Annotated in this window: 26 protein-coding genes; 10 read left to right on the top strand and 16 right to left on the bottom strand. The window is 67.0% G+C overall.

Translation table 11 applies throughout. The annotated features are described in order from the left end of the window. Window positions 1–42 precede the first annotated feature (42 nt). Entirely contained in the window at window positions 43–1,419 is a 1,377-nt protein-coding gene (locus tag AB0M15_RS38995; protein WP_363831235.1) for a polysaccharide deacetylase family protein, read from the top strand. A gap of 49 nt (window positions 1,420–1,468) precedes the next feature. Here the strand turns inward: AB0M15_RS38995 and AB0M15_RS38990 are convergent, their stop codons facing one another. The 6 genes from AB0M15_RS38990 to AB0M15_RS38965 form a co-directional block, all read right to left on the bottom strand. Next, window positions 1,469–2,458 carry a TIGR03842 family LLM class F420-dependent oxidoreductase gene (locus AB0M15_RS38990; protein ID WP_363831232.1) on the bottom strand — a complete coding sequence of 330 codons (990 nt, stop codon included), beginning with the start codon at window positions 2,456–2,458 and terminating at the stop codon, window positions 1,469–1,471. A 15-nt stretch (window positions 2,459–2,473) separates the two neighbouring features. Then, window positions 2,474–3,877 carry a dihydropyrimidinase gene (hydA, locus tag AB0M15_RS38985; protein ID WP_363831227.1) on the bottom strand — a complete coding sequence of 468 codons (1,404 nt, stop codon included), beginning with the start codon at window positions 3,875–3,877 and terminating at the stop codon, window positions 2,474–2,476. Window positions 3,878–3,894: 17 nt separating this feature from the next. Beyond that, window positions 3,895–4,737 carry a nitrilase-related carbon-nitrogen hydrolase gene (locus AB0M15_RS38980; RefSeq protein WP_363831223.1) on the bottom strand — a complete coding sequence of 281 codons (843 nt, stop codon included), beginning with the start codon at window positions 4,735–4,737 and terminating at the stop codon, window positions 3,895–3,897. A gap of 127 nt (window positions 4,738–4,864) precedes the next feature. Continuing rightward, entirely contained in the window at window positions 4,865–4,999 is a 135-nt protein-coding gene (locus tag AB0M15_RS38975) for a hypothetical protein (RefSeq protein WP_363831220.1), read from the bottom strand. 136 nt (window positions 5,000–5,135) lie between these two features. Then, window positions 5,136–5,999 (bottom strand): hypothetical protein, encoded by an 864-nt coding sequence (locus tag AB0M15_RS38970; protein ID WP_363831217.1) that lies wholly within the window; start codon window positions 5,997–5,999, stop codon window positions 5,136–5,138. Between the two features lie 84 nt (window positions 6,000–6,083). Further along, entirely contained in the window at window positions 6,084–6,269 is a 186-nt protein-coding gene (locus tag AB0M15_RS38965) for a hypothetical protein (RefSeq protein ID WP_363831214.1), read from the bottom strand. A 91-nt stretch (window positions 6,270–6,360) separates the two neighbouring features. Here AB0M15_RS38965 and AB0M15_RS38960 point away from each other — a divergent pair, with 91 nt between their 5' ends. Beyond that, the gene (locus AB0M15_RS38960) at window positions 6,361–6,780 is read left to right on the top strand and encodes an SRPBCC family protein (protein WP_363831210.1); all 420 of its coding nucleotides are present in this window, start codon (window positions 6,361–6,363) and stop codon (window positions 6,778–6,780) included. Further along, complete coding sequence (locus AB0M15_RS38955) at window positions 6,777–7,325, top strand: TetR family transcriptional regulator (RefSeq protein WP_363831207.1); 549 nt, start codon at window positions 6,777–6,779, stop codon at window positions 7,323–7,325. Before AB0M15_RS38960 ends, AB0M15_RS38955 begins: the two co-directional genes overlap by 4 nt. Here the strand turns inward: AB0M15_RS38955 and AB0M15_RS38950 are convergent. Continuing rightward, window positions 7,304–8,461, bottom strand: a complete 1,158-nt coding sequence (locus AB0M15_RS38950) for a serpin family protein (protein WP_363831204.1) — start codon at window positions 8,459–8,461, stop codon at window positions 7,304–7,306. The genes AB0M15_RS38955 and AB0M15_RS38950 overlap by 22 nt on opposite strands. Window positions 8,462–8,624: 163 nt before the next feature. Here AB0M15_RS38950 and AB0M15_RS38945 point away from each other — a divergent pair, with 163 nt between their 5' ends. From AB0M15_RS38945 to AB0M15_RS38935, 3 genes are read left to right on the top strand one after another with little or no spacing between them, the layout of a single operon-like run. Beyond that, a complete protein-coding gene (locus AB0M15_RS38945; RefSeq protein ID WP_363831201.1) occupies window positions 8,625–9,692 on the top strand; it encodes a permease in 1,068 nt (355 codons plus the stop codon). Next, on the top strand, window positions 9,689–10,408 hold the full coding sequence (locus tag AB0M15_RS38940; protein WP_363831198.1) for a TIGR03943 family protein: 720 nt from the start codon (window positions 9,689–9,691) through the stop codon (window positions 10,406–10,408). Before AB0M15_RS38945 ends, AB0M15_RS38940 begins: the two co-directional genes overlap by 4 nt. Further along, on the top strand, window positions 10,405–10,968 hold the full coding sequence (locus tag AB0M15_RS38935) for an NADAR family protein (RefSeq protein ID WP_363831194.1): 564 nt from the start codon (window positions 10,405–10,407) through the stop codon (window positions 10,966–10,968). Before AB0M15_RS38940 ends, AB0M15_RS38935 begins: the two co-directional genes overlap by 4 nt. Here AB0M15_RS38935 and AB0M15_RS38930 read toward each other — a convergent pair. Further along, window positions 10,913–11,824: an EamA family transporter gene (locus AB0M15_RS38930; RefSeq protein ID WP_363831191.1), complete on the bottom strand. Its 912-nt coding sequence runs from the start codon at window positions 11,822–11,824 to the stop codon at window positions 10,913–10,915. The two genes, AB0M15_RS38935 and AB0M15_RS38930, sit on opposite strands and share 56 nt — an antisense overlap. A gap of 73 nt (window positions 11,825–11,897) precedes the next feature. On the opposite strand from AB0M15_RS38930, the gene AB0M15_RS38925 reads away from it, so the two are divergent. Next, on the top strand, window positions 11,898–12,806 hold the full coding sequence (locus AB0M15_RS38925) for a LysR family transcriptional regulator (protein ID WP_363831188.1): 909 nt from the start codon (window positions 11,898–11,900) through the stop codon (window positions 12,804–12,806). Window positions 12,807–12,971: 165 nt separating this feature from the next. Next, window positions 12,972–14,933 (top strand): cellulase family glycosylhydrolase, encoded by a 1,962-nt coding sequence (locus AB0M15_RS38920; protein WP_363831184.1) that lies wholly within the window; start codon window positions 12,972–12,974, stop codon window positions 14,931–14,933. A gap of 49 nt (window positions 14,934–14,982) precedes the next feature. Here the strand turns inward: AB0M15_RS38920 and AB0M15_RS38915 are convergent, their stop codons facing one another. Further along, the gene (locus AB0M15_RS38915; RefSeq protein WP_363831181.1) at window positions 14,983–15,837 is read right to left on the bottom strand and encodes a helix-turn-helix transcriptional regulator; all 855 of its coding nucleotides are present in this window, start codon (window positions 15,835–15,837) and stop codon (window positions 14,983–14,985) included. A 113-nt stretch (window positions 15,838–15,950) separates the two neighbouring features. Here AB0M15_RS38915 and AB0M15_RS38910 point away from each other — a divergent pair, with 113 nt between their 5' ends. After that, window positions 15,951–17,366 carry an MFS transporter gene (locus AB0M15_RS38910; RefSeq protein ID WP_363831178.1) on the top strand — a complete coding sequence of 472 codons (1,416 nt, stop codon included), beginning with the start codon at window positions 15,951–15,953 and terminating at the stop codon, window positions 17,364–17,366. Here the strand turns inward: AB0M15_RS38910 and AB0M15_RS38905 are convergent. From AB0M15_RS38905 to AB0M15_RS38895, 3 genes are read right to left on the bottom strand one after another with little or no spacing between them, the layout of a single operon-like run. Continuing rightward, a complete protein-coding gene (locus AB0M15_RS38905) occupies window positions 17,359–18,156 on the bottom strand; it encodes a pentapeptide repeat-containing protein (protein ID WP_363831174.1) in 798 nt (265 codons plus the stop codon). The two genes, AB0M15_RS38910 and AB0M15_RS38905, sit on opposite strands and share 8 nt — an antisense overlap. A 4-nt stretch (window positions 18,157–18,160) precedes the next feature. After that, window positions 18,161–19,282: a peptide chain release factor 2 gene (gene prfB / locus AB0M15_RS38900; protein WP_363831169.1), complete on the bottom strand. Its 1,122-nt coding sequence runs from the start codon at window positions 19,280–19,282 to the stop codon at window positions 18,161–18,163. 40 nt (window positions 19,283–19,322) lie between these two features. Further along, on the bottom strand, window positions 19,323–19,967 hold the full coding sequence (locus AB0M15_RS38895; RefSeq protein WP_363831165.1) for a TetR/AcrR family transcriptional regulator: 645 nt from the start codon (window positions 19,965–19,967) through the stop codon (window positions 19,323–19,325). A 48-nt stretch (window positions 19,968–20,015) separates the two neighbouring features. Here AB0M15_RS38895 and AB0M15_RS38890 point away from each other — a divergent pair, with 48 nt between their 5' ends. Further along, window positions 20,016–20,846: an NAD(P)H-binding protein gene (locus tag AB0M15_RS38890; RefSeq protein WP_363831162.1), complete on the top strand. Its 831-nt coding sequence runs from the start codon at window positions 20,016–20,018 to the stop codon at window positions 20,844–20,846. On the opposite strand, the gene AB0M15_RS38885 is transcribed toward AB0M15_RS38890, so the two are convergent. Genes AB0M15_RS38885 through AB0M15_RS38870 form a run of 4 tightly spaced genes read right to left on the bottom strand, consistent with a single transcriptional unit; the run spans window position 20,843 to window position 23,238 of the window. Further along, window positions 20,843–21,574: an SDR family oxidoreductase gene (locus tag AB0M15_RS38885; protein WP_363831159.1), complete on the bottom strand. Its 732-nt coding sequence runs from the start codon at window positions 21,572–21,574 to the stop codon at window positions 20,843–20,845. The genes AB0M15_RS38890 and AB0M15_RS38885 overlap by 4 nt on opposite strands. Before the next feature lie 6 nt (window positions 21,575–21,580). Continuing rightward, window positions 21,581–22,375, bottom strand: coding sequence for an SDR family oxidoreductase (locus tag AB0M15_RS38880; protein ID WP_363831156.1), 795 nt, complete (start codon window positions 22,373–22,375; stop codon window positions 21,581–21,583). An 18-nt stretch (window positions 22,376–22,393) separates the two neighbouring features. After that, window positions 22,394–22,828 (bottom strand): pilus assembly protein TadG-related protein, encoded by a 435-nt coding sequence (locus tag AB0M15_RS38875; protein ID WP_363831153.1) that lies wholly within the window; start codon window positions 22,826–22,828, stop codon window positions 22,394–22,396. Continuing rightward, window positions 22,825–23,238, bottom strand: coding sequence for a hypothetical protein (locus AB0M15_RS38870; RefSeq protein WP_363831149.1), 414 nt, complete (start codon window positions 23,236–23,238; stop codon window positions 22,825–22,827). The genes AB0M15_RS38875 and AB0M15_RS38870 overlap by 4 nt, the downstream gene beginning before the upstream one ends. Window positions 23,239–23,366: the final 128 nt, after the last annotated feature.

Genomic DNA, 23,366 nt, shown 5'->3' with positions numbered 1-23,366 from the left:
TGGGGGCAGGAGCGAGACCCGAACCAAATGGGGGCATTTACCATGCGTCATCGCTTCGCCGTGCTCTGCGCCGCGGTCGCGCTGGCTGCCGGATCGCTCGTCGCGATCCTCCAGCCGGCCACCGCGGCGACCAACACCATCGTCAGCCTGACCTTCGACGACGGGCAGGCCTCCCAGATCTCGACGTTGCCGATGCTGCAGTCCCGCGGGATGCGCGGGACCTACTACATCAACTCGGGCTGGGTCGGCGACTCCGACTACTACATGACCTGGCCGGAGATCCACTCACTGGCCGATGCCGGCAACGAGATCGGCAGCCACACCGTGCACCACACGGTGCTGACGAACGTCAGCACCGCGACCGCGACGCGCGAGGTGTGCGACGACCGGACGAACATCGTTGCCCAGGGCTTCCCCGCGCCGGTGTCGTTCGCCTACCCCGAGGCGGAGTACAACAACGCCGCCAAGCAGGTCGTCCAGAGCTGCGGCATGTCCAGCGCCCGCGGCGTCGGCGGGGTCAGCGAGGACGGCTGCGACGACTGCCCGTACGCCGAATCGGTGCCACCGGTGGATCCGATGGCTCTGCAGACACCGCAGGCAGCCGACCAGAACACCACCGTCGCGCAACTCCAGTCGTATGTGACGGCCGCGGAGTCGCATGGCGGCGGCTGGGTGGTGCTCACCTTCCACGGCGTCTGCTCCAACGGCTGCGCCGACGAGCTCTCGTTCGACCCGGCCAGGTTCACCACGTTCCTCGACTGGCTGAAGGCGCGGGAGGGCAACGGGACCGTGGTCCGAACGGTCGGTGACGTGATGGGAGCCTCCAGCGGACCGCCGCCGGCGGGGCCGCCGATCACGAGCATCGCCTGTGGTGGGACGACCTGTTCGACCGGCTGGTACCGGAGTACGCCGGTGGATGTTGCGCTGAGCACCTTCGATCCGGACAACTCGGCCGTTGCCTCGACCCGGTACACGACGGATGGGAGTGACCCGACTTCCAGTGCCACCGCTGCCGATTACACCGGGCCGTTCACGGTCGATGCCAGCACGACGGTGCAGTACTACTCGACGGATGTGGACGGCAACGCCGAGCCGGTGAAGTCGCAGTCGGTCCGGATCGACGCGGTGGCGCCGACGGTCGAGCTGACGAGTCCGGTCGCTGACTCGTCGTACCGGCGCGGGACCTCGATCCCGCTGTCCGCCACCGCTGCCGACACGGATGGGTCAGGGATCGCGAGGGTCGTCTTCCGGGACGGCTCGTCGACGCTGCGGACCGACACGTCGGCGCCGTACAGCTGGAACTGGAGTACGTCGAACAACACCCGGACCGGCGCTCACACGCTGACCGCGGTGGCGACCGACGCCGCCGGCAACACCCTCACCTCGGCATCGGTGACCATCAACATCACAAGGCGCTGATGATCTGCTTGCCGTAGGCCGACCCCACCACCCCGCAGTAAACCCGCGGCTAAAAGCTCGGAATGATCTGCTTGCCGTAGGCAGCCAGTGTTTCTTCCTTCGCGTCGTGCTGGAGATAGACGGCGAACTGATCGACGCCGAGTGACTTGAGCTCCTCGAGCCGGGCGAGATGATTCTCGACCGGCCCGAGGATGCAGAACCGGTCGACGACTTCGTCGGGCACGAAATCGGTGTGGGTGTTGCCCGCCCGGCCGTGCTCGGCGTAGTCGTAGCCCAAGCGGTCGGCGATGTAGTCGGTCAGCGCCTTCGGCACGCCGTCGGCGCCGTAGCGCTCGACGATGTCCGCGACGTGGTTGCCGACCATGCCACCGAACCAGCGGGTCTGGTCGCGCTGGTGCTGCAGATCGTCTCCGACGTACGCCGGAGCCGCCACGCAGAAGGTGATCTTGTCCGGATCACGGCCGGCCTGCTCGGCGGAGCGGCGTACCGCCGAGATCATCCATTGAGCGATATCGGGGTCCGCGAGCTGGAGGATGTAGCCGTCGCCGACCTCGCCGGTCACCTGCAGCGCCTTCGGACCGTACGCCGCGACCCAGACCTCGAGCTTGCCGTCCTCGACCCAGTTGAACTTGAGCTGCTGCCCGCGGTACTCGACCGTCCGGCCTTCCGCAAGCTCACGCACCACCTCGACGCACTGCTTCATCTCCGCGATCGTGCCCGGTTTGGCCCCGAGGGTGCGCAGGGCCGAGTCGCCGCGGCCGATCCCGCAGACGGTGCGGTTGCCGAACATCTCGTTCAGGGTGGCGAACTGCGAGGCGATCACGGTCCAGTCGCGGGTGCCCGGGTTCGTCACCATCGGGCCGACGATCACCCGCTCGGTCGAGGCCAGGATCTGGCTGTAGATGACGAACGGCTCCTGCCAGAGCAGGTGCGAGTCGAAGGTCCAGACGTAGTCGAACCCGGCCGCCTCGGCCTTGACCGCCAGGTCCACCACCGCGGACGCGGGCGGATCGCACTGGAACACCACTCCGAAGTCCACGGTCTCCCCTTGTTCTTAGAGCAGGTAGGACGAGAGGCCGCGCTTCAGGTAACGGCCACGGCCCTTGCGGCCATGGTAGTTGCCGTCAGCCACGATCACCTCGCCGCGGGAGATGACTGTGCCCACCCGGCCCGCGATCTCTACCCCTTCGTACGCCGAGTAGTCCATGTTCATGTGGTGGGTCTCGACGCCGATCCGGGTGGTGCCGTTCGGGTCGTAGATGACCAGGTCGGCGTCCGAGCCGGGCGCGACGATGCCCTTCTGCGGGTACAGGCCGAACATCCGGGCCGGCGTCGTGGCGATCGTCTCGACCCAGCGCTCGAGGCTCAGCTGACCGTCGACGACACCTTGGTAGACGAGGTCGACGCGGTGCTCGACGCCGCCGATGCCGTTCGGGATCTTGGAGAAGTCCCCTCGGCCGAGTTCTTTTTGGTCCTTGAAGCAGAACGGGCAGTGGTCGGTCGAGACGACGGCCAGGTCGTTGGTCTTGAGGCCCTTCCACAGGTCCCTGGCGTGGTGCTCGTGCTTGCTCCGGAGCGGCGTCGAGCAGACCCACTTGGCGCCCTCGAACCCGGGTGCGCCCAATTGGTCTTCCAGGGTCAGGTACAGGTACTGCGGACAGGTCTCCGCGAAGACGTTGCGGCCGTCGTTGCGCGCTGCGGCGACGGCTTCCAGGGCACCGCTCGCCGACAGGTGCACGATGTAGAGCGGGCAGTCCTGCGCGACCTCCGCCAGGGTGATCGCGCGGCTCGTCGCCTCGGTCTCCAGCGCGGCCGGCCGGGTGATCCCGTGGTAGATCGGGTCGGTCTCACCGCGAGCGAGGGCCTGCTGGACGAGGACGTCGATCGCGATCCCGTTCTCCGCGTGCATCATGATCATCGCGCCGTTCTCGCGCGCCGTCTGCATCGCCCGCAGGATCTGCCCGTCGTCGGAGTAGAAGACGCCCGGGTAGGCCATGAACAGCTTGAAGCTGGTGATCCCCTCGCCGACCAGCGAGTCCATCGCCTTCAGCGACTCGTCGTCGACGCCACCGAGGATCATGTGGAACGCGTAGTCGATGTGACAGTTGCCGTCGGCCTTCGCATGCCAGGCGGCGAGTCCGTCCTGCACGACCTCGCCGGTACGCTGGACGGCGAAGTCGATGATCGTCGTCGTACCACCCCAGGCCGCCGCCCGGGTTCCCGTGTCGAAGGTGTCGCTGGCCGCCGTACCGCCGAACGGCAGCTCCATGTGCGTGTGCGCGTCGATCCCGCCCGGGATCACATACTTGCCGCTGGCATCGATCACCTCGTCGGCCGTGACCTCTTGGCGGTACTCCGGGTCGAAGAGCGCGACGATCTTCTCCCCGTCGACCAGCACGTCAGCCTTCTGGGCACCCGTCGGCCCGATGACGGTCCCACCCTTGACCAGCAACGACATTCGCGTGTCCCCTTCGGCTACGGCTTGGTCAGATCCCCATAAGCATCCGGCCGGCGATCCCGATAGAACTGCCACCGGTCCCGCACCGTGTCGAGCAGACTCAGATCCAGGTCCCGGACGATCAGCTCGGGGTCATGATCGTGCCCGACCTCCCCCACGAACTTACCCTCCGGATCCACGAAGTACGACGACCCGTAGAAGTCGTTGTCCCCGAACTCCGACTCGATCCCCACCCGGTTGATAGCCCCGATGAAGTACTCATTGGCCACTGCTGACGCCGGCTGCTCCAGCTTCCACAGGTACGACGACAACCCACGGCTGGTAGCCGACGGATTGAACACGATCTTCGCCCCCGCCAACCCCAACGCCCGCCACCCTTCAGGGAAGTGCCGGTCATAACAGATGTACACGCCGATCCGGCCGACCGCGGTATCGAACACCGGATACCCCAGGTTCCCCGGCCGGAAGTAGAACTTCTCCCAGAACCCGTTCACCTGCGGAATATGGTTCTTCCGGTACTTCCCCAGGTACTTGCCATCAGCATCGATCACCGCGGCGGTGTTGTACAACACCCCCGCCTGCTCCAGCTCGTACATGGGCAGCACCATCACCATGCCCAACTCCTTGGCCAGCGCCTGGAACCGCTCGGTGGTAGGCCCCGGCACACTCTCGGCGTACTCATAGAACTTGGGATCCTGCAGCTGACAGAAGTAAGGCCCGTAGAAAAGTTCCTGAAAGCAAATAACCTTGGCCCCAGCCGCCGCAGCCTGCCGCGCATACTCCTCATGCGCCTTAGTCATCGACTCCTGGTCCCCGGTCCAGTTCGTCTGAACCAACGCCGCCCTGACCACGTCCGCCATCTGACCTCCCTAGCCGAGCCCCCATGCTCCATCCGCCGACCGCCCCCAGTCAACGACCCTCGGCAAACAGCATCAGAACCCTGACGACCGACCCCACACCCCTCGTACCCCCGACGCCGAACCCGCACTAGGACTGCCGCTCCCACACCTGCTCCGAATCGAGGCGGCCGTCTTCCCGGAACACCTTCAGCGCGAACAGCGCCTGCGCCTCGCTGACCACCTGCTCGGCCTTGAACATCCCCGGCTGCCCACCCGCCACCACCTCAACGCTCCCTCCCCGCCACCCGGCACGCTCGACCACGGTCAGGCGCCAGGGATGGAGTCTGGGATCAGGAACGGCGCCAGGCGGGTGAGCATCGAGTCGAAGGGGTCGCGGGCGCCGCACGGGATCGGCGTGATCATTCACATGCCCGCGCCCGCTGCTCCCGGATCTCGGTCACTGTTGGGGCGTAGTGCCTTCGGTTCATCAGGCGTAGGTCTTCCAGGTGCGGGAGAGCGGTCAGCGCGGTGAGGTCGCCGTCCAGGAACTTGGTGGTGCCGTAGAGGTGGAGGCTGCGGAGGTTGGTCAGGTGGCTGAGTGGGGCGGCCGTGGCGATCTCGCCGCAGTCGCCGAGGTTGAGGTACTCGACGGCGCGCAGGTTGATGAGGTCGTCGAGGGTGGTGAGGTGGCGACACGACTCCAGCTGGAGTTCTCGCAGGGAGCACGCGGTACGGAGGGCGGAGAAGTCTGTCAGGAAGGAGGCGAGATGGATGCCCAGCGTCGTCAAGGACGAGAAGTTCTCGAGGCCCTGCAGCGAGGTCAGCCTGGGGCGATCCTTCATGACCAGCCTGGTGAGGCGCGGGGAGGTCGCCAGCGGCAACAGGTTCGGCTCTGCGTAGCGGCCTAGGTACAGGTCTTCCAGCCGAGTGCCGTGGCTGATCGTGGCGCGGACCTGCGGCCAGTCGGCCGAGAGACTGGTCAGGGACGGCAGCCGACTCAGGTCGATGGGGAGCTTGTGGTCCGTGACCAACTGCAGTGATTCGAGCGGCAGAGTGTGGATCGGCTCGAAGGATGGCAGCGAACGGCAGATCACCACCAGGCGGCGTACCGGCAGGTCACGCAGGAACTCCAGATCCGGTGCCTCGAAGCCGAGCCCGTCATTGAGAACCAGGTTCTCCACGTGCTCGGCCCGGAAAGCCGTCGCGGCCTCAGCGGACCAAGCGCCCCTCACCACCATCTCCAGCCCGTCTCGGCGAGGGCTGATCACGAAGGCGGCGCTCACTCAGGGAGCTCGGCTCGACGCGAGGGGTCGATGAAAAGCCGTGCGACGTGGATGTCGACGGTGGGCATCGGGGTGGAGCTTCGGTCAGAGGACGAGGATTGCGGCGATGATCGCGATCAGGACGACGACGCCGCCGACGATCGCCAGGGTGCGGCCGTTGACCTTGGGGGCGGTCGTGGGCTCGGCCTGGGCCTCGTTGACGAACGCGCGGAACATCTGCGTGCTTGCGCCCGGGTCCTGCTCGTTCTCCGTGACGTTGTGGTCAGCCATGGGCCAGACCCTACCCGGCCGCCCGGAGCACGAGCACCTCACCACCTGGTATCTGATCGACATCTAACCCAAAAGATGTACCATTTGGTACATGCGCTTCGATCATTCCGTCACCGTCCAGGCCCCGGCCGACCGCGTCTGGGCGATCTTCAGCGACGTCGCCAACTGGCCCGAGTGGACCCCGACGATCAGCAGTGTCGAGCGGCTCGACGAGGGCCGGATCCACCTCGGCGCCCGGACCCGGATCCGCCAGCCCAAGCTCCCGGTCGCCGTCTGGGAGGTGACCGAGCTGGTCGAGGGCGAGTACTTCGAATGGGTCTCCAAAGCCCCCGGCATCAAGACCACCGGCGGCCATCGGGTCGCGGACACCCCCGACGGCACCGTCGTGACCGCGACGATCATCCAGGAAGGCCCGCTCGGCTGGGTGTTCGGCAAGCTGCTCGCCAAGCTGACCAGGGAGTACATCGCCGTCGAAGGCGCGAGCCTGAAGAAGGTCAGCGAGCAGGCGTGAGCCGCGAAACCCTACTGACCGACGCGATCCAGTACTTCGCGAAGAACGGCATCGGCGACGCCAGCCTGCGCTCGATCGCGACCAACATCGGTACCAGCCACCGGATGCTGATCTACCACTTCGGCTCCCGCGAGGGGCTGCTGGCCGAGGTGGTCCGCACGGTCGAGGCACAGCAGCGCGAGTTGCTCGCCACCCTCGACAACGAAGTACCGATCGAAGAGCTGTCCGAGCGGTTCTGGCGCCAGATCACCGAAGCCGCCCTGATCTACGGCCCGCTGTTCTTCGAGCTGTCCGCCCACGCCATGCAGGACCTCCCCCACACCGAGGCCCTCAAGGCAGACCTGATCAACGTCTGGCTGCCACCCCTGATCGACCTCTGTATTCGAGCCGGCCTCCCAGCAGACCAAGCACCGGCGTATGCCCGCCTAGGCCTCGCCGCCTCCCGCGGACTCCTCTTCGACCTACTGCTGACCGGCGATCAAACAGGAGTCGACGAAGCATCCGCCCTGCTCAACAAGCTCTTCTACGCAGGCTCTGTCGGCTGATCGATCCACCCAGCCACCACCGGCAGCCGCGACGCACGGTGTACGGCGACAAACCCGAACGGCCGATCCAGCGACACCTCCAGCCGCTGCGACCGGGAAGTCTGCATCGACGCCCGCATCAACCCGATCGCCGTCACCGCGGCGGCCTCGAACCCAGTCGCGAAGAACCGCGCCAGAACAGTCTGCCGAGCCTGCCCGACCACCAACTGCTCCGGGCTGATCGCACTGAAATGCCCAGTACCCCGAGGCGGCGAGGTCACCGCGGACAGCCCGAAGAGCTCCCGCGAGGCCAACAGATCATGCTCGACCTGCACATTGAACGCAGGCAACGACACCCGCACCTCAGGCGCCGGCGCAGTCGTCGTCCCGACACTCACCCCCGGCGCTGCCCCACCCCGAGCAAGCAACTCCGCACCACCCACACCGCCGTCCACAGCAAGCGACGCCGCCAGCAATCCGGCCAGCACGTCCCCAGACGAAGCCTCAGCCGCGCCGATCCCGAGCAACACATCCACATCGGCATCGCCGACGACGGTCACCACCGTCACCCCGTCGTACAGGCGAACCGACGACAGATCGCGATCACTCCGCTCCAGCCAATGCCACGACCCACCCGCCCACGGCCCGTCGTGCTGCCGCTTGACCTGCTCCTTGAACGCCCGCACCCAGGTCGTCCGCAGCGACAACGCCGACGCCAGTACGACGGCCAGGTCAGGCGTCACGTCGAGCGGCATCTCCCGGATCAACCCATCCGTATGCTCCGCCGCCCAAGCATCAAGCTTCGCCTTGTCAGCCCCCGCATCACCCGTCAGCGTCCCACTCAAAGCAGCCGGTACTACGGAGTCGAACGACTCACTCAACTTCAACTGCTCATGAACCCAAACTCCCAGCGCCGCATGCAAATCAGCCGCGCTGTCGACGGCAGCCATCAACTCGACCGCCTCGCGAGCACCGCTAGCAGCATCGACTCCAGCCGCCTCCGCGAGCTCAGCACGCCCAGGCTCATCCGCCGCCGTCGCCAGCATGGCAAGCAGCGGCCACAGCCCGAGCCCGGACACGACCGTATTGCCCGGCTGCAACGACCGGACCCAGCGCGAAGTGAGTCGATTGACGGCCCGTACGACGTCAGCATCCATAGCACCCACCCTGCCACGTCGCCCCTGAACACGCTCGCCGATCTCTTGCTCCGACAAGGGCGTAGAGGGTGTTGCGACTATTCGGCGGAATGACGCTGATTTTCATTTCACGGCCGCGTCGTGTGCTCGTCCGGGTGCGTTCCGCTGTGTCAGGATGCCGCCCATGACGACGCCTGAGGCCACCGAGGAGCGGGATTCCGCCGTCCCGACGGCAGATCCCGCCGCGCCGCTCGGCCCGCCACCCGAGCCGACGGCGCCGGACGAGAAGGAGCCGGCCGGATCGTCGATCGCCTTCACCCTGACGCTGGTCGTGCTCGTCGGGCTCGCGCTCTTCGGCCGGAAGATCTTCGCCGGGCTGTTCACCGACGACGGCGTACGGACCTGGGCGACCATGTTCGTCGGAGTCACCGTCCAGGCGATGCCGTTCCTCGTCCTCGGCGTACTCCTCTCCGCCGCCCTCACCGCGTTCGTCCCCGCATCGTTCTTCGCCAAAGCGCTGCCGAAGCACCCGGCCCTCGCCGTACCGGTCGCCAGCATGTCCGGCGTCGTCCTGCCCGGCTGCGAGTGCGCCTCAGTCCCGGTATCGGCCGCCCTCATGAATCGCGGCGTCACGCCAGCTGCAGCGATCGCCTTCCTCTTGTCCGCGCCGGCGATCAACCCCGTAGTACTGGCGTCCACCGCCGTTGCATTCCCCGGCCAGCCGAAGGTCGTCATCGCGCGGGCGGTCACCTCGCTCGGCGTCTCGATGATCCTCGGATGGCTGTGGCTGCTGACCGGCAAGGGCAGTAGCTGGCTGAAGATGCCGAAGAACCGGCACGCCGAGGGCACCAGCAAGCTCGAGGTGTTCCGCTCGTCGATGCTGCACGACTTCCTGCACGCGGGCGGGTTCCTGGTCGTCGGTGCGGCTGCCGCGGCCACGCTGAACGTCGTCGTACCGCGGCAATGGCTCGATCATGTCGCCAGCAACCTGCTCGTCTCCGTCGTCGTACTCGGCCTGCTCGCCGTGCTGCTCGCGATCTGCTCCGAGGCCGACGCGTTCGTCGCCGCCAGCCTGACCCAGTTCTCGCTCACGGCGCGGCTGGCGTTCATGGTGGTCGGGCCGATCGTCGACGTGAAGCTGATCGCGCTGCAGACCGGGACGTTCGGGCCGAAGTTCGCCGTCAGATTCGCGCCGGCCACCTTCGTGGTCGCGATCGTGTCCAGTCTTCTCGTCGGGTGGTGGCTGCTGTGAGGCGCAATGTCGCGGGTCTGGTCGTCGTGTTCGTCGGTGCGGCGGTGGTGCAGCTCGCCACCTCGAACACCTATCTGCGGTACGTGAAGCCCGGGATGCGCTGGATGCTGCTGGCAGCCGGCGCGATCCTGATCATCCTCGCCGTCGCGGACGTCCTCGCCGACACCCGCAAGAAGCCTGGCGATGATCACCACGTTGATGACGGGCACGGCCACGGGCACCTGCTGCCACGTGCGGCGTGGCTGCTCGTAGTACCGATCTTCGCGCTGCTCGTCGTCGATCCGCCCGCGCTCGGCGCCGACGCGGCCCAGCGCCAGTCGCCGGTGGCGGCCAGACCGATCGCGCCGAAAGGCAACTCCTTCCTCGCGCAGAGCGCGGACAGCACAGCCCCGGTACCGTTGGCGGTGCGGGACTACGCCGTCTGGGCCGTCTGGGAGAAGGAGAGCATGAAGGGACGTAATTTCCAGCTCACCGGATTCGTCACGCCAGGCAAGAACGGCGCCTGGTACGTGTCGCGCATCGGGCTGACCTGCTGCGTCGCGGACGGTACTGCGTTCATGGTCGAGGCCCGCGGCCAGGCATCGCCGCCCAAGAACCAGTGGGTCACCGTGACCGGCCAGTGGGCCGAGCCGACCAAGCGCACGGACGGCGACGTCGCCGCGCTGACCATCACCGGAGTACAGAACGTCACTCCGCCGGCCAACCAGTACGAGTGACAGCCGATACTCCGCTCTCGACCGCCGATCTGCTCGACGGCCTGGCCAAGGAGCAGCACTACAAGTACGTCTTCTTCTGGGGCGACACCCCGAACCGCGACGGCAGCATCGGCGCGACCTGCCTCAGCCAGTGGTACCACGCCCCCTTCACCGTCGACGGCGTCCGCTACCCCACCGCCGAACACTGGATGATGGCTGCCAAGGCCCGCCTCTTCGACGACGAGGATTCGGTACGCCGGATCCTCGCCGCCGGCCACCCCCAGCAGGCGAAGTCCATCGGCCGCGAGGTCGAGGGCTTCGACACCGAGATCTGGCAACACCACCGGATGAAACTCGTTGTCGAAGGCAACATCCACAAGTTCCGCCAGAACCAGCCCCTCCTCGACTACCTGCTCGGCACCGGCTCCCGGGTCCTGGTCGAGGCCAGCCCCGTCGACCGCATCTGGGGCATCGGCCTCGCCGCCGACGACGACCGCGCCGGCCACCCGGCCCAATGGCGAGGCCTCAACCTACTGGGCTTCGCACTAATGCGCGCTCGGGCGGAGCTGTCTCAGCCTTAGCCGTCCGTTTGCGGACAACTGTGCAGGCCATGCCGCCGATGACCAGGGCCGCCGCGATCGCCTGCTGCAGCCCGACCTGCTCGCCCCGCAACACCCGAGCCGCGGCCATCCCGACGACCGGAACCAGGAGGGAGAAGGGCGCGACGGTGGTGGCATCGTACTGGCGGAGGAGGTAGCCCCAGATGCCGAAGCCGAAGAGGGTCGAGGCGAAGGAGAGGTAGGCGAGCGCGCCTACGCCGGTGAGGTCGATGGTGCGCAGGGCATCAAGATCGTTGCCTGGACCCTCGGTCAGCAACGAGAGCCCCAGCAGGGGTAGGACGGCGACGGCGCTGACCCAGACCATGAAGCGCAGGGTGTCCTGGGGCTTTCCCAGTCTGGTGGCGACGTTGGCTACTCCCCAGCTCGCGCCGGCCAAGATCACCAGGCCTAGGGCTCCGACCGGGGCGGCGAGTTGGTGGTCGATGAGGATCAGGCCGAGGCCGCAGCAGGCGATCGCGATGCCAACGAGTTGTGCGGGGCGCGGGCGCTCGCGGAGTACGACGGTTGCGAAGAGCAACGTGAAGACGACCTGGCACTGCAGGACGAGCGAGGCCAGGCCGGCCGGTACGCCGTGGTCCATCGCAATGAAGAGCAAGCCGAACTTCGCCACCCCGAGCGCCAGGCCGACGGCGATCACGTACCGCCACGCGACCCGGGGCCGGCCGAGCAGGAAGATCGCCGGTACCGCCGCGAAGAAGAAGCGCAACGCGGAGAAGAACAGCGGCGGAAAGCCTTCCAGGCCGACCTCGATGACGACGAAGTTGACGCCCCAGACGACCACGGCAGCCAGGGCGAGGAGGACGTGACGAGGGTTCATGTCAGCAAGTCTGGGCTGGGCTACAGTTAAGGACCAGCGAAGATTGCTACCGCTGACACTGTAGGAGTGCTACATGATCGATCTGGGCCGCCTGCGCGCGCTGCACGCCGTCGCGACGTACGGCTCGGTCGGCAGTGCCGCCGAGGCACTCGGCTACACCCCGTCGGCCGTCTCCCAACAGCTCGCCAAGCTGGAGCGCGAGACCCGCACGATCCTGATCGAGAAGCGCGGCCGCGGGATCGTCCTCACCGACGCGGCCCTGCAACTCGCCGCCACCGCATCGAAGGTCCTCGAACTGGTCGAAACCGCCGAGCTGACCCTGGAAGAGCAGCGCGGCCAGGCGATCGGCTCGCTGGCGATCGCCGCCTTCCCGACCGCCGCGCGCGGACTGCTCCCGGCAGTGTTGCCTCAGTTGATAGCCGACAACCCCGCACTCGACGTCACGGTGATAGAGAGCGACCCGGTCGAGGCCGTCGCCGCCGTCGCCCGCGGCGAGATCCAGATCGCCATCGTCCACGACTGGCACAACACCCCGATCGCGATCCCCGAGGATCTCTCCAGGGTCAAGCTCGGCTCCGATCCAGCCGACGTCCTGGTCCCAGCCTCGCATCGCTTGGCCGGCAAGGAGGTCGTGCGCGCCGAGGACCTGGTCGGCGAGCGCTGGATCTGCCAACCGGCCGGTTCGATCTGTCACGAATGGCTGGTCCGCACGATGCGCAAGGCCGGCGTCCAGCCAGAGGTCGCCTACTCGATCGCGGAGTACCAGACCCAGCTCGCAATGCTTGCCCGAGGCATCGGTATCGGCCTCCTCCCCCGGCTCGGCCGCGGAACCCTTCCAGACGGCGTGATCGCGCTCCCATTGCAGCCGGCACCAAGCCGCCGCCTGTACGCCGTCTGGCGCACAGCGACCGCCCGACGCCCCGCGATCGCCGTCACACTGGCCGCCCTCAAAGCGGGCTGGTCCTCCCGCGACACGGCCTAGCAAAGCGCCCACGTTCCGCCCCACGGGATTTGTCCCGGTCACTCTTCGCGACCGATTGACAGCACCTCGCATCAAGGCTAACTTTCCGGGAAATCTATTAGGAAACTTTCCTAATAACTAGTAAGAACCCCTCTCGTCCCCGCCCCTGACGCAGTAGGAGGAACCATGAACCGCCCCCATTGGTTCGCCCTGGTGTCGACTCTCGCGCTGGCCGCGACAGCCCTCGTCACCACCAGCGCGACCGCCAGTACGACCACCGCCCCCACCCCGGCCGCGGCCACACCGGTTTCGATCAACGGACAGTTGCATGTCTGCGGTACCAAGCTCTGCAACCAGTACGATAAGCCGATCCAGCTGCGCGGCATGAGCACGCACGGCATCCAGTGGTACGCGAACTGCATCAAGAAGGCGTCCCTCGACGCGCTCGCCACCGACTGGAACGCCGACATCCTGCGGATCTCGATGTACGTCGCGCGCGGCGAGGACGGCTACGAGACCGACCCGCGCAAGTTCACCGACCTGGTGCACGGCTACATCGAGGAAGCCACCAAGCGCGGGATGTACGCGCTGGTCGACTGGCACCAGCTCACCCCCGGCGACCCCAACGTCTACACCGCCAAGGCGAAGACGTTCTTCGCCGAGATCGCCGAGCGGCACAAGGACAAGAACAACATCACCTACGACATCGCCAACGAGCCGAACGGTGTCAGCTGGGCCAAGATCAAGTCGTACGCCGAGCAAGTGATCCCCACCATCCGCGCCAAGGACCCCGACGGCGTCGTCTTCGTCGGCACCCACGGCTGGGCGTCGCTCGGCGTCTCCGACAGCCGGACCGAGGCCGACGTGATCAACAACCCGGTCAACGCCTCGAACATCATGTACACCTTCCACTTCTACGCAGCATCCCACCACGACGACTACTTCAACGCGCTGTCGCGGGCCGCGGACAAGATCCCGTTGTTCGTCACCGAGTTCGGCACCCAGAACTACGAGGGTGAGGGCGCCAACGACTTCGCCTACTCACAGAAGTACCTGGACTTCCTGGCCAGCAAGAAGATCGGCTGGACCAACTGGAACTTCTCCGACGACGAGCGCTCGGGCGCGGTGTTCAAGGAAGGCACCTGCGCCGGCAACAACTTCACCGGTACTTCGGTACTCAAGCAGGCCGGCGTCTGGATCCGCGACCGGATCCGCACCCCCGACGACTTCCCGACCGACGGGACCGAGCCCACCGACCCGACCGACCCAGCCACGACCATCAATGTCTCCACCGCGGCCCAGCTGAAGACGGCCCTCACCGCCGCCAAGCCGGGTGACACCATCAAGCTTGCCGATGGCACCTATACCGGCAACTTCAAGACCACCGTGTCCGGTACCTCCTCAGCACCGATCAAACTCACCGGCTCATCGAAGGCCATCCTGACCGCCGGCGGCGGGTACGGCCTGCACCTCAACGGCGCGAGCTACTGGCAGGTGTCCGGCATCACCGTCACCGGCGGCCAGAAGGGCATCATGATCGACAACGCGACCCGCGTGCTGATCGACGGTGTCACCGTGCACGGCCTGGACATGGAGGGCGTGCACTTCCGCAACAGCAGCACCTACGGAACGATCAAGAACTCGAAGATCTACGACACCGGCAACGACGGCCGCGGAATGGGTGAAGGCGTGTACGTGGGCAGCGCCGGTGGCCTGGACGACAAGTCGGACAACGTGCAGATCCTCGACAACACGATCGGGCCGGACGTCGGCGGCGAGGCGGTCGACCTGAAGGAAGGCACCAAGGGCGGCCAGGTCGCGGGCAACAGCTTCGACGGCCGCGGGCTGACCGGCGCCAACTACGACGACAGCTGGATCGATGTCAAGGGCAACAACTACGTGATCGAGAACAACACCGGCAAGAACACCACCAACAACGGCTTCGAGACCCACATGCAGGAGGACGGCTGGGGTTGCGGCACGGTCTTCCGCAACAACAAGTCCGACCTGACCGGTGCCACCGGCGCCGGTCGGTACGCCTTCAACATCACCAACTACGACGCTTCCACCTGCAAGGTCACCATCGACCGCTCCAACACCATCACCGGCGGCAAGGCCCTCGCCAACCCAGGCATCCCCGTCACCTGATCCCCTGACCCGTACTCCGGTCGCTCCGCCCCGACGACTGGAGTACGGGTCAGTTGTCGACCAATTGCTTGAGCTTGGCTTCGGATTCGTCGTCGACCGGGGTGTAGGTGGTCAGGCGCATCCGGGCCACCTGGCTCACCCAGAGATTCAGCGCCTCCAGCCGCATGAGGCCGACCTGCTCGTTGTCGAGCACCTTGATCTTCGCGCTCGGCGCGGCCACGTCGTACCGCTGCCACAGCTCGGCGAACAGGGGCGAGTTCACCAGCAGCCGCTCGGTCAGATCCTGCCAGCTCGGCTCCCCCAGATGCTCGGCCGATGCGGCCCGGAAGCCCGCGACCATGTGCTGCTCGATCGACTCGTGATCGATGAAGGCGCACCGCCACTCGTCCGACACGAAGGTCAGCCAGAGCAGGTTGCGTTCCTCGATCGGGATCTCGTTCATGTCGAGGATCACCTTGCAGTACGCGTCGTTGAAGGCCAGCACGTCGTACCGCGAGTTGAGCACCTGCGCGGGGTACGGGGAGAGCTGGTCGAGCATCTTCTGCACGGAAGCCGGGAGTGCCGAGCAGTCACTCTTGCCCGGGCCGAGCGCGATACCCGCCAGCGTGTAGAGGTGGTTGCGCTCCAACCGGTCGAGCCGGAGGGTGCGGGAGATCGCCTCCAGCACCTGGGCCGTCACGTTGATGTCGCGCCCCTGCTCGAGCCAGGTGTACCAAGTCACGCCGACACCCGCCAACTGGGCGACCTCTTCGCGCCGCAGGCCCGGAGTACGGCGTCGTCCGCCGGGCGCGAAGCCGACCTCGTCGGGCTGGATCCGCTCCCGCCGGCTGCGCAGGAACGCGGACAGCTCACGCCGCCGCTCGTCCTTGTCGGTGACGACTGGCACACTGCTCAGCAGACTCACCTCCCCATGGTGCGGCCTCACGCGCCCCGGCAAAAGCCTGGTGCCGGGTGCTGCCAATACCAGGATAACCAGGCTCTCACCACCAGGCTCGCGACAAGCACATGCTGAGTCCTATGACAGACCAGCTCCAAACCGCCCGGGTAGTCCCCAAGTCACCTCTCGGCCCCGTCGCCCTCACCACCTTGCTCTTCGGCGCCTTCCTGCCGATGCTCTCCTTCTTCATCATCAACGTCGCGCTGCCCGCGATCGCCACCGATCTGCACGCGAACGCCGGTGAGCTGCAGCTCGTCGTCGGCAGCTACGGCATCGCCAACGCGACCCTGCTCGTGGTCGGCGGCCGGCTCGGCGACGGCTTCGGCCGCAAGCGCCTGTTCCTGATCGGCATCGTCGGCTTCACTGTGATGTCGCTGATCTGCGCGATCGCGCCGAGTATCGGCGTCCTGCTCGCCGCCCGGGTGGTCCAGGGCGCCGCCGCCGCGGCGATGACACCGCAGGTGCTCGCCTCGATCAGCAGTCTGCTCACCGGCGAACACCGCGCCCGCGCGATGGCGATGTTCGGCGTCGCGGGTGGATCGGCCGCCGCACTCGGCCAGATCCTCGGTGGCGCTCTGGTCGAGGCCAACGTGTTCGGCCTCGGCTGGCGCGCGGTCTTCTTGGTCAACGTTCCGGTCGGCCTGCTCGCGATCGTCGCCGCAGTGAAGGTTCTGCCCGAGACCCGCGCCGACAAGGCCCAGCGCGTCGACCTGGTCGGCGCCGGTCTCCTGGCGCTCGCACTGGTTCTGCTGCTGCTCCCCCTCACCGAGGGACGCCCACTCGCCTGGCCCGCGTGGACCTGGGTCTGCCTGGCCGCCACGATCCCGGCCGTCGCGCTGCTCGGCGTACACCAGCACCGGTCCGAGAAGGCCGGTACTGCGCCCCTCATCCCTCCGTCGGTACTACGGCTGCGCCCGATGCAGATCGGATTGCTGCTGGCCGTAGGGTTCTTCACCACCTTCGGCGGCTTCATGTTCGTCTTCGCGCTGGCCACCCAGGGCGAGGCCGGGATGTCCCCGCTGCAGGGCGGTCTGAGCCTGCTGCCGATGTCGGTCGGCTTCCTGATCACCTCGATCTACGGGCCGCGCCTGCAGCAGAAGTACGGCGCCGGGCTCATCCTGCGCGGCTGGATCGTGCAGTCAGTCGGGTACGCCGCTCTGGCGGTGGTCGCCCTCACCGTGTGGCCGGATGTGACGCCGTGGACGCTAGCGGTCCCCATGCTGATCGCAGGGTTCGGCAGCGGCCTGGTGATGGTGCCACTGATGGGCGTCGTCATCGGTCAGGTGCCTGCTCCCCAAGCTGGTCTCGGTAGCGGCATCCTGCTCACCAGTCAGCAGACCTGCCTCGCACTGGGTGCAGCAACAGTCGGTACGGCGTACCTGTCGCTGGCAGGGACGTCCTGGGGACAGGGCGGTGCACTGGCAGCAGTAGCGCTGGCCATCACCGCGATCTCGCTACTGATGACGCCGGTGACTCACCAGCTCCGGGCTAAGTAGTCCAGTGGGCTGGGCGGGTCACGGCCTTAGGGAGCTTGGTCTTGGAGTCGCCCCGGGCGGCGTTGACCTGGGACTGGGTGAGGAACAGTGAGCCGGTGAGGTCGGCGCCTTCCAGCCTGGTGTCGCGGAGGTCCGCGCCGATCAGGTCGGCTTGCCGCAGATCGGCCTCGCGGAGATCAGCCGCGATCAGGTAGGCGCCCCGGAGGTTGGCGCTGTGCAGGTCCGCGCCGCGGAGTTTGGCCCCGAACAGGTCGGCTCCGCGGCGCTCCTTCTTGGAGACCTTGCCGCGCACCAGAGCGCTGGTCTGCAACAGGAGTTCGTTGACCTTCGCGCGCTCGCTTTGGAGATCGACCTTGGTGACATCGGGTTGCAGCGTGAGCTGCTCGATCCGCTCGCTCGCGGCGCGCAGGGCGGGGTGGATCGCCTTGGTCTGCGGCAATTCGAGCGCCTCAGCCAGGTACCAGAGCAGTTCGTGCAGTTGGCGCATGATCGGGAGCGCCTCGAACAGCTTCTGACCTGGAAGCTCCCGCCAACTGCTGCCGGCCTGCCGGGAGATCTTCTGACCGGCGCCGAAGCAGTCGTAGACCGTGCAGCCCTGGAAGCCCTTGGTTCTGAGCTTGCTGTGGATGCCGCAGCGGAAGTCCTGGTCCAGGTTCGGGCAGGGCTCGCCGGCCGCCTTGTCGATCGCGAAGTCGGCCGACCTCTGGAAAGTCAGCGCGACGCAGCAGAGGCCGTAGCAGCTACCGCAGTCTGCCTTGAGATCTGCCCTGCGATTTTCTGTGCCGGGCACCCGGTCAGTTCTGTTCGGCGGCTGTCTGGCCGGTACGGCGCCAGCGGATGCCGGCCTCGATGAACTCGTCGATCTCGCCGTCGAAGACGCCGCTGGTGTTACCCGACTCGTACAGCGTGCGCAGGTCCTTGACCATCTGGTACGGGTGCAGCACGTAGGAGCGCATCTGGTCGCCCCACGAGCCCTGCACGTCACCGCGCAGCGCGTCGATCTCGGCCCGCTCCTCGGCCTTCTTCAGCGCGAGCAGCTTGGCCTTCAGGATCACCATCGCGGAGGCCTTGTTCTGCAGCTGGGACTTCTCGTTCTGGCAGGAGACCACGGTGCCGGTCGGGATGTGGGTGATCCGGACCGCCGAGTCGGTGGTGTTGACGCTCTGCCCACCCGGCCCGGACGACCGGTACACGTCGATCCGCAGCTCTTCTTCCGGTACGTCGATCTCGTCGGTCTGCTCCAGCACCGGGACCACCTCGACCGCGGCGAACGAGGTCTGCCGACGGCCCTGGTTGTCGAACGGGGAGATCCGGACCAGCCGGTGGGTGCCCGTCTCGATGCTCAGCGTGCCGTAGGCGTAGGGGGCCTTCACGCCGAAGGTCGTCGACTTGAGGCCTGCCTCTTCGGCGTACGACGTGTCGTAGACCTCGGTCGGGTAGCCGTGCCGCTCGGCCCAGCGCAGGTACATCCGCTGCAGCATCTCGGCGAAGTCGGCCGCGTCGACGCCGCCGGCACCGGAGCGGATGGTGACCAGCGCCTCGCGTTCGTCGTACTCGCCGGAGAGCAGGGTGCGGACCTCGAGCGACTGGATCGCCTTGGCCAGCGAGCCCATCTCCTTCTCCGCCTCGGCCAGGGTGTCCGCGTCGTTCTCGTCGCGGCCCATCTCGACCATGATCTCCAGGTCGTCGATCCGGCCGCGCAGCTTGACCACCCGGTCGAGGTCGGCCTCGAGGCGCGACAGCTTGGAGGTCACCTTCTGCGCGTTCGCCTGGTCGTTCCACAGGTCGGGCGCGGCGACCTGCTCGCCGAGGTCGGCGATGTCGCGGCGCATGCCCTCCAGATCGAGAACTTTCTCGATCGAGGTCAAGGTCGCGTCCAGTTGCTTCAGGTCAGCGTCGAAATCAGGTCCAGCCACAACCAAGCAGCGTACCCGCTCAGCGTCCCAGGCCGGGAATTCAACCCCGCAGGCCGTGCTTCAGCGCACCGAACACGACGGCTGCGGCCTGCTCCATCGCCTCTTCGTACTGCGCGATCCGGCCGGCCTCCGGCTGCTCGGGCAGGACCCGGGCGAGCTCGGCCTCCAGTACTTTCTGAGCCGCCTGGTACTGCGCCGCGATCACCCGCGCCTGCAACGGACCGAGCTCCGGATCCCGCTCCTGGAGCGCTTGCACCATCAAGATCTCCATCTCGTCGGCGTTCTTGCGCCGTCGGGCGAGCAGCGCGGGGCTCTCCTCGATGGTCCGGGCGAAGGCCTTCCAGGTGACCAGGTGCTCCGACCGCAGCCGCATCCGGATCTCGTCCAGGTAGTACTGCTCGAGCACCTCGACCGCCCCGGCGCCAGGCCCGGCCTCGCGGATCGCCCGGACCGGCCCGAGCCACCAGGCGTCCTCGTCGAAGAGCAGGTCTTCCTTCGTCGGGAAGTGATTGAAGACGGTCTGGACGGCGACATCGGCCGCCTTCGCCACGTCGGCGACGGTGACGTGATCGAACCCGCGCGCCATGAACAGCTCGGTCGCCACATCGGAGATCAGCTGCCTGGTCTGCAGCTTCTTCCGCTCCCGCCGGCCCTGGGTCTCCATGGACAGCAGCTTAGCGATCATGCTTTACTTCCTCCATAGTTGTAGTCACTACAAATTTGGAGTTACACCATGACAATCCTCGTCACCGGCGGCCGCGGCAAGATCGCCCGCGCCGTCCACGCCGGCCTCGTCGCGGCCGGCCACGACGTCCGCGTCGGCAGCCGCGAGCCCGCCGATCTGCCCGGCGCCATCGCGCTCAACACCGCCCACCCGGTCTCGCTCGCCAACGCCCTCGACGGCATCTCCCAGGTCTTCCTGTACTCCGACCCCTCGACCGCCCCGCTCTTCGTCGAAGCCGCCGAGAACGCCGGCGTCAAGCAGGTCGTCCTGCTCTCGTCCCTGTCCTCGCAGGCCCCGAACGACGATGCGGCGGGCGACCCGCATGCGGAGACCGAGCGCGTCATCACCGACGGCGCCTATGCGACCACTCGGCTGCAGCCCGGGACCTTCATGTCGAACGCGATCTACTGGTCGTACCAGGTCCGCGCCACCGGTCAGATCCGGCTGCCTTACCTGGATGCCGAAGAGGCCCCGATCCATGAGCTGGACATCGCGGACGTCGCGCTCAAGGTGCTGCTCGACGGTCCCGGTGGCCTGCACGACGGTCGCGCGTATCCGCTGACCGGCCCCGAGTCGATGACGCGGCGGCATCAGATCGAGCTGATCACCGAGGTCACCGGCGTACCGATCGAGGCTGTCGAGCTGACGCCCGAGCAGGCCTTCGTCGAGATGGCCGACACCATGCGCAACCCCGCGCAGCTCGCCTCATTGATGGCGTACTGGGCGTCGCGCGTCGGCATCCCCCACCCGCTCGAGCCCAACGTCGAACTGCTGACCGGCCACTCGGCCCGTACCTTCGTCAACTGGTTGAAGGACAACCCGAGCGTCTACACCTCCTAAGGGAGGATCGAGTCGATGTAGCCGCCATCCACCCGGATGGCACCGCCGGTGGTGGCGGATGCCTGGGTGGAGCTGAGGTACACGATCAGGTTGCCGATCTCGGACGGCTCGACCAGGCGCTGGATGAGGGAGTTCGGGTCGTCGAGCTCTTCGCTGCCCGGTCCACGGGTGGGACCGGCCAGTACTGAATTCACTATGACTCCGGTGCCGGCCGCGGCTTTCGCGAACCCTCGGGTCACGGCCAGCAGAGCGGTCTTGGTGACTCCGAGGTGCACCATGTGCAGCGGGGTGGCCACTGCTGATTCGCTGGCGATGCTCAGCACTCGGCCGAAGCCGCGCTCCATCATGCCGGGCAGGTAGTAGCGGATCAGCCGGACTGCCGAGAGGACGTTCACCTCGAAGTACCGGCGCCACTCGTCGTCGTCGATCTCAAACACGGGCTTCGCGCCGTAGATCCCGAGGTTGTTGACGAGGATGTCCAGCTCGCCGACCTTTGCTTTCATTTTATCCGCACCAGCTGCCGACGCGAGGTCGGCGGCCACTGCGGTCACCTCGGCATCTTGTACTTCCTGCCGGATGGTGTTGGCCGCCCGCTCCGTCTTCGCTTGGTCGCGACCGTTGATCACCACCGCGGCGCCGGAGCGCGCCAGCTCGGTCGCGATGGCCAGCCCGATCCCTTGAGTGGAACCCGAAACCAGTGCGCGGCGGCCGGTCAGGTCGGTCTTCATGGTCGGCTAGGGCAGGATCGAATCGATGTAGCCGCCGTCCACGCGGATGGCGCCGCCGGTGGTGGCGGAGGCTTGGGTGGAGCTGAGGTAGACGACCATGTTGCCGATCTCGAGCGGCTCGATCAGGCGCTGGATCAGAGAGTACGGCCGGTGTTCCTTCATGAACTGGCGTTGTGCCTCGTCCCAGGGCAGGTCGTCGCCGACCAGTTCACCGACGAACTCCTCGACGCCGGGCGTGTGCGTCGGGCCGGCCATCACGCTGTTGACCGTGACGCCGGTACCGGCCGCGGCCTTCGCGAAGCCGCGCGTCACCGCGAGCAGGGCAGTCTTGGTCACGCCGTAGTGGACCATCTCGAGCGGCGTCACCACGGCCGAGTCGCTGGCGATGTTCATCACGCGCCCGAAGCCGCGCTCCATCATGTTGGGCAGATAGTGGCGGATCAGCCGGACCGCCGACAGCACGTTGACCTCGAAGTACCGGCGCCACTCGTCGTCATCGATCTCCAGCACCGGCTTGGCGCCGAAGATCCCGAGATTGTTCACCAGAATGTCGAGTTCATCAACCTTTGCGAACAGCTCGTCGGCACCGTCCCCGGACGCCAGATCAGCAGCGACCGCGGTCACGTCGGCATCGGGAACTTCGCGCCGGACCTCGGCCGCTGCCTGCTCGGTCTTCTCCTGGCCACGCCCGTTGACCACCACCGAGGCACCCGACCGCGCCAACTCGGTCGCGATCGCCAACCCAATCCCTTGGCTGGACCCCGAAACCAGCGCCCGCCGCCCTGTCAGATCGATGTCCATAGCCCCCACTGTGCCCTATCACCTGATCGGTACGACCGCCGCCGCGTCCGAGGCGATGTCGGTCGACCCCTGCCAGCCGGGCGGCTCGAACGGGAGGTCGACCGTCGAGGTCAACGTGACCGTCACGGTGGTACCGGTGACGTCGGCGGACCAGTCCAAGCTGTCGAAACGGTTGCCTGCGTCAACGGAATCCAGGTAGTCCGCGGTCAGCCGTCGCGCCTCGTCGGGATCGAGCTCGGCATTGCCCTCGCCACTCGGCTGCGCGTAGATCGCCGCCAGACCGTTGGCGGCGGCCAGTCCCGCGCCATCGGCGGTCGCGTCGAGATCCCGGCGTACCAGAAACACCTTCGAGATGTCGGTCACGACCACGATCATCAACAACACGATCGCGGTGAACCCGATGATGAGCACCGTCATCTGCCCTTGCTCACCACGCTCCCGCCGCGAGCTCATCCGTCACCCTTGGCTTCGCGATAGTCGCCGTACGACTCGGTATGGGAAGCATTGATGTGAATCGCCGGCCGCTCGCCACCCAGCGCGTCCGGAATCAGCGGCAGCGGTACGTCGGTATCCAACTCGACGGTCACCGTCGACCCCGGCTGCAGACAAGCAGGATCACAAGTGATCTTGAGCTGCCCCGGACTCAACTCCATCCCCTGATCCTTCATCGCCACCCGGGCCGCCTCGAACGCCCGGTCGCGCGCCTCATCCTCCGACAACCCGGCCGGCACGATGATGAACGCTCTGCCCGCGGCCCGCGTCGCGGCGGTCGCCCCGTACGAGGCCCGCTGCACATCGAAAACACTGAGCATCACGTAGATCAACGGCACCAGCAGCAACAACGCCAGCCAAGAAAACTCCACCACCGCGTTCCCCCGCTCGCCCCGCCCACCCCCCGCACCCCGCACGGACGCCACCCCCCGCCCACCTCGCCCCGCCACCCCACCAAGCCCAGCCCGCCCACCGCATCCAGCCAGCCCGCTGCGCTCGG

The organism is Kribbella sp. NPDC051718 (assembly GCF_040681515.1).
Classification (GTDB): Bacteria; Actinomycetota; Actinomycetes; order Propionibacteriales; family Kribbellaceae; genus Kribbella.
Note: the sequence above shows the minus strand (reverse complement) of the source record. Positions and strands in the feature narration are given on the sequence as shown.

Coding starts and splice junctions, on each gene's coding strand:
- AB0M15_RS38995 (WP_363831235.1), top strand. CDS start 43: ATGCGTCATCGCTTCGCCGTGCTCTGCGCCGCGGTCGCGCTGGCTGCC.
- hydA (WP_363831227.1), bottom strand. CDS start 3,877: ATGTCGTTGCTGGTCAAGGGTGGGACCGTCATCGGGCCGACGGGTGCC.
- AB0M15_RS38980 (WP_363831223.1), bottom strand. CDS start 4,737: ATGGCGGACGTGGTCAGGGCGGCGTTGGTTCAGACGAACTGGACCGGG.
- AB0M15_RS38965 (WP_363831214.1), bottom strand. CDS start 6,269: ATGGCTGACCACAACGTCACGGAGAACGAGCAGGACCCGGGCGCAAGC.
- AB0M15_RS38960 (WP_363831210.1), top strand. CDS start 6,361: ATGCGCTTCGATCATTCCGTCACCGTCCAGGCCCCGGCCGACCGCGTC.
- AB0M15_RS38950 (WP_363831204.1), bottom strand. CDS start 8,461: ATGGATGCTGACGTCGTACGGGCCGTCAATCGACTCACTTCGCGCTGG.
- AB0M15_RS38945 (WP_363831201.1), top strand. CDS start 8,625: ATGACGACGCCTGAGGCCACCGAGGAGCGGGATTCCGCCGTCCCGACG.
- AB0M15_RS38930 (WP_363831191.1), bottom strand. CDS start 11,824: ATGAACCCTCGTCACGTCCTCCTCGCCCTGGCTGCCGTGGTCGTCTGG.
- AB0M15_RS38925 (WP_363831188.1), top strand. CDS start 11,898: ATGATCGATCTGGGCCGCCTGCGCGCGCTGCACGCCGTCGCGACGTAC.
- AB0M15_RS38920 (WP_363831184.1), top strand. CDS start 12,972: ATGAACCGCCCCCATTGGTTCGCCCTGGTGTCGACTCTCGCGCTGGCC.
- AB0M15_RS38910 (WP_363831178.1), top strand. CDS start 15,951: ATGACAGACCAGCTCCAAACCGCCCGGGTAGTCCCCAAGTCACCTCTC.
- AB0M15_RS38895 (WP_363831165.1), bottom strand. CDS start 19,967: ATGATCGCTAAGCTGCTGTCCATGGAGACCCAGGGCCGGCGGGAGCGG.
- AB0M15_RS38890 (WP_363831162.1), top strand. CDS start 20,016: ATGACAATCCTCGTCACCGGCGGCCGCGGCAAGATCGCCCGCGCCGTC.
- AB0M15_RS38885 (WP_363831159.1), bottom strand. CDS start 21,574: ATGAAGACCGACCTGACCGGCCGCCGCGCACTGGTTTCGGGTTCCACT.
- AB0M15_RS38880 (WP_363831156.1), bottom strand. CDS start 22,375: ATGGACATCGATCTGACAGGGCGGCGGGCGCTGGTTTCGGGGTCCAGC.
- AB0M15_RS38875 (WP_363831153.1), bottom strand. CDS start 22,828: ATGAGCTCGCGGCGGGAGCGTGGTGAGCAAGGGCAGATGACGGTGCTC.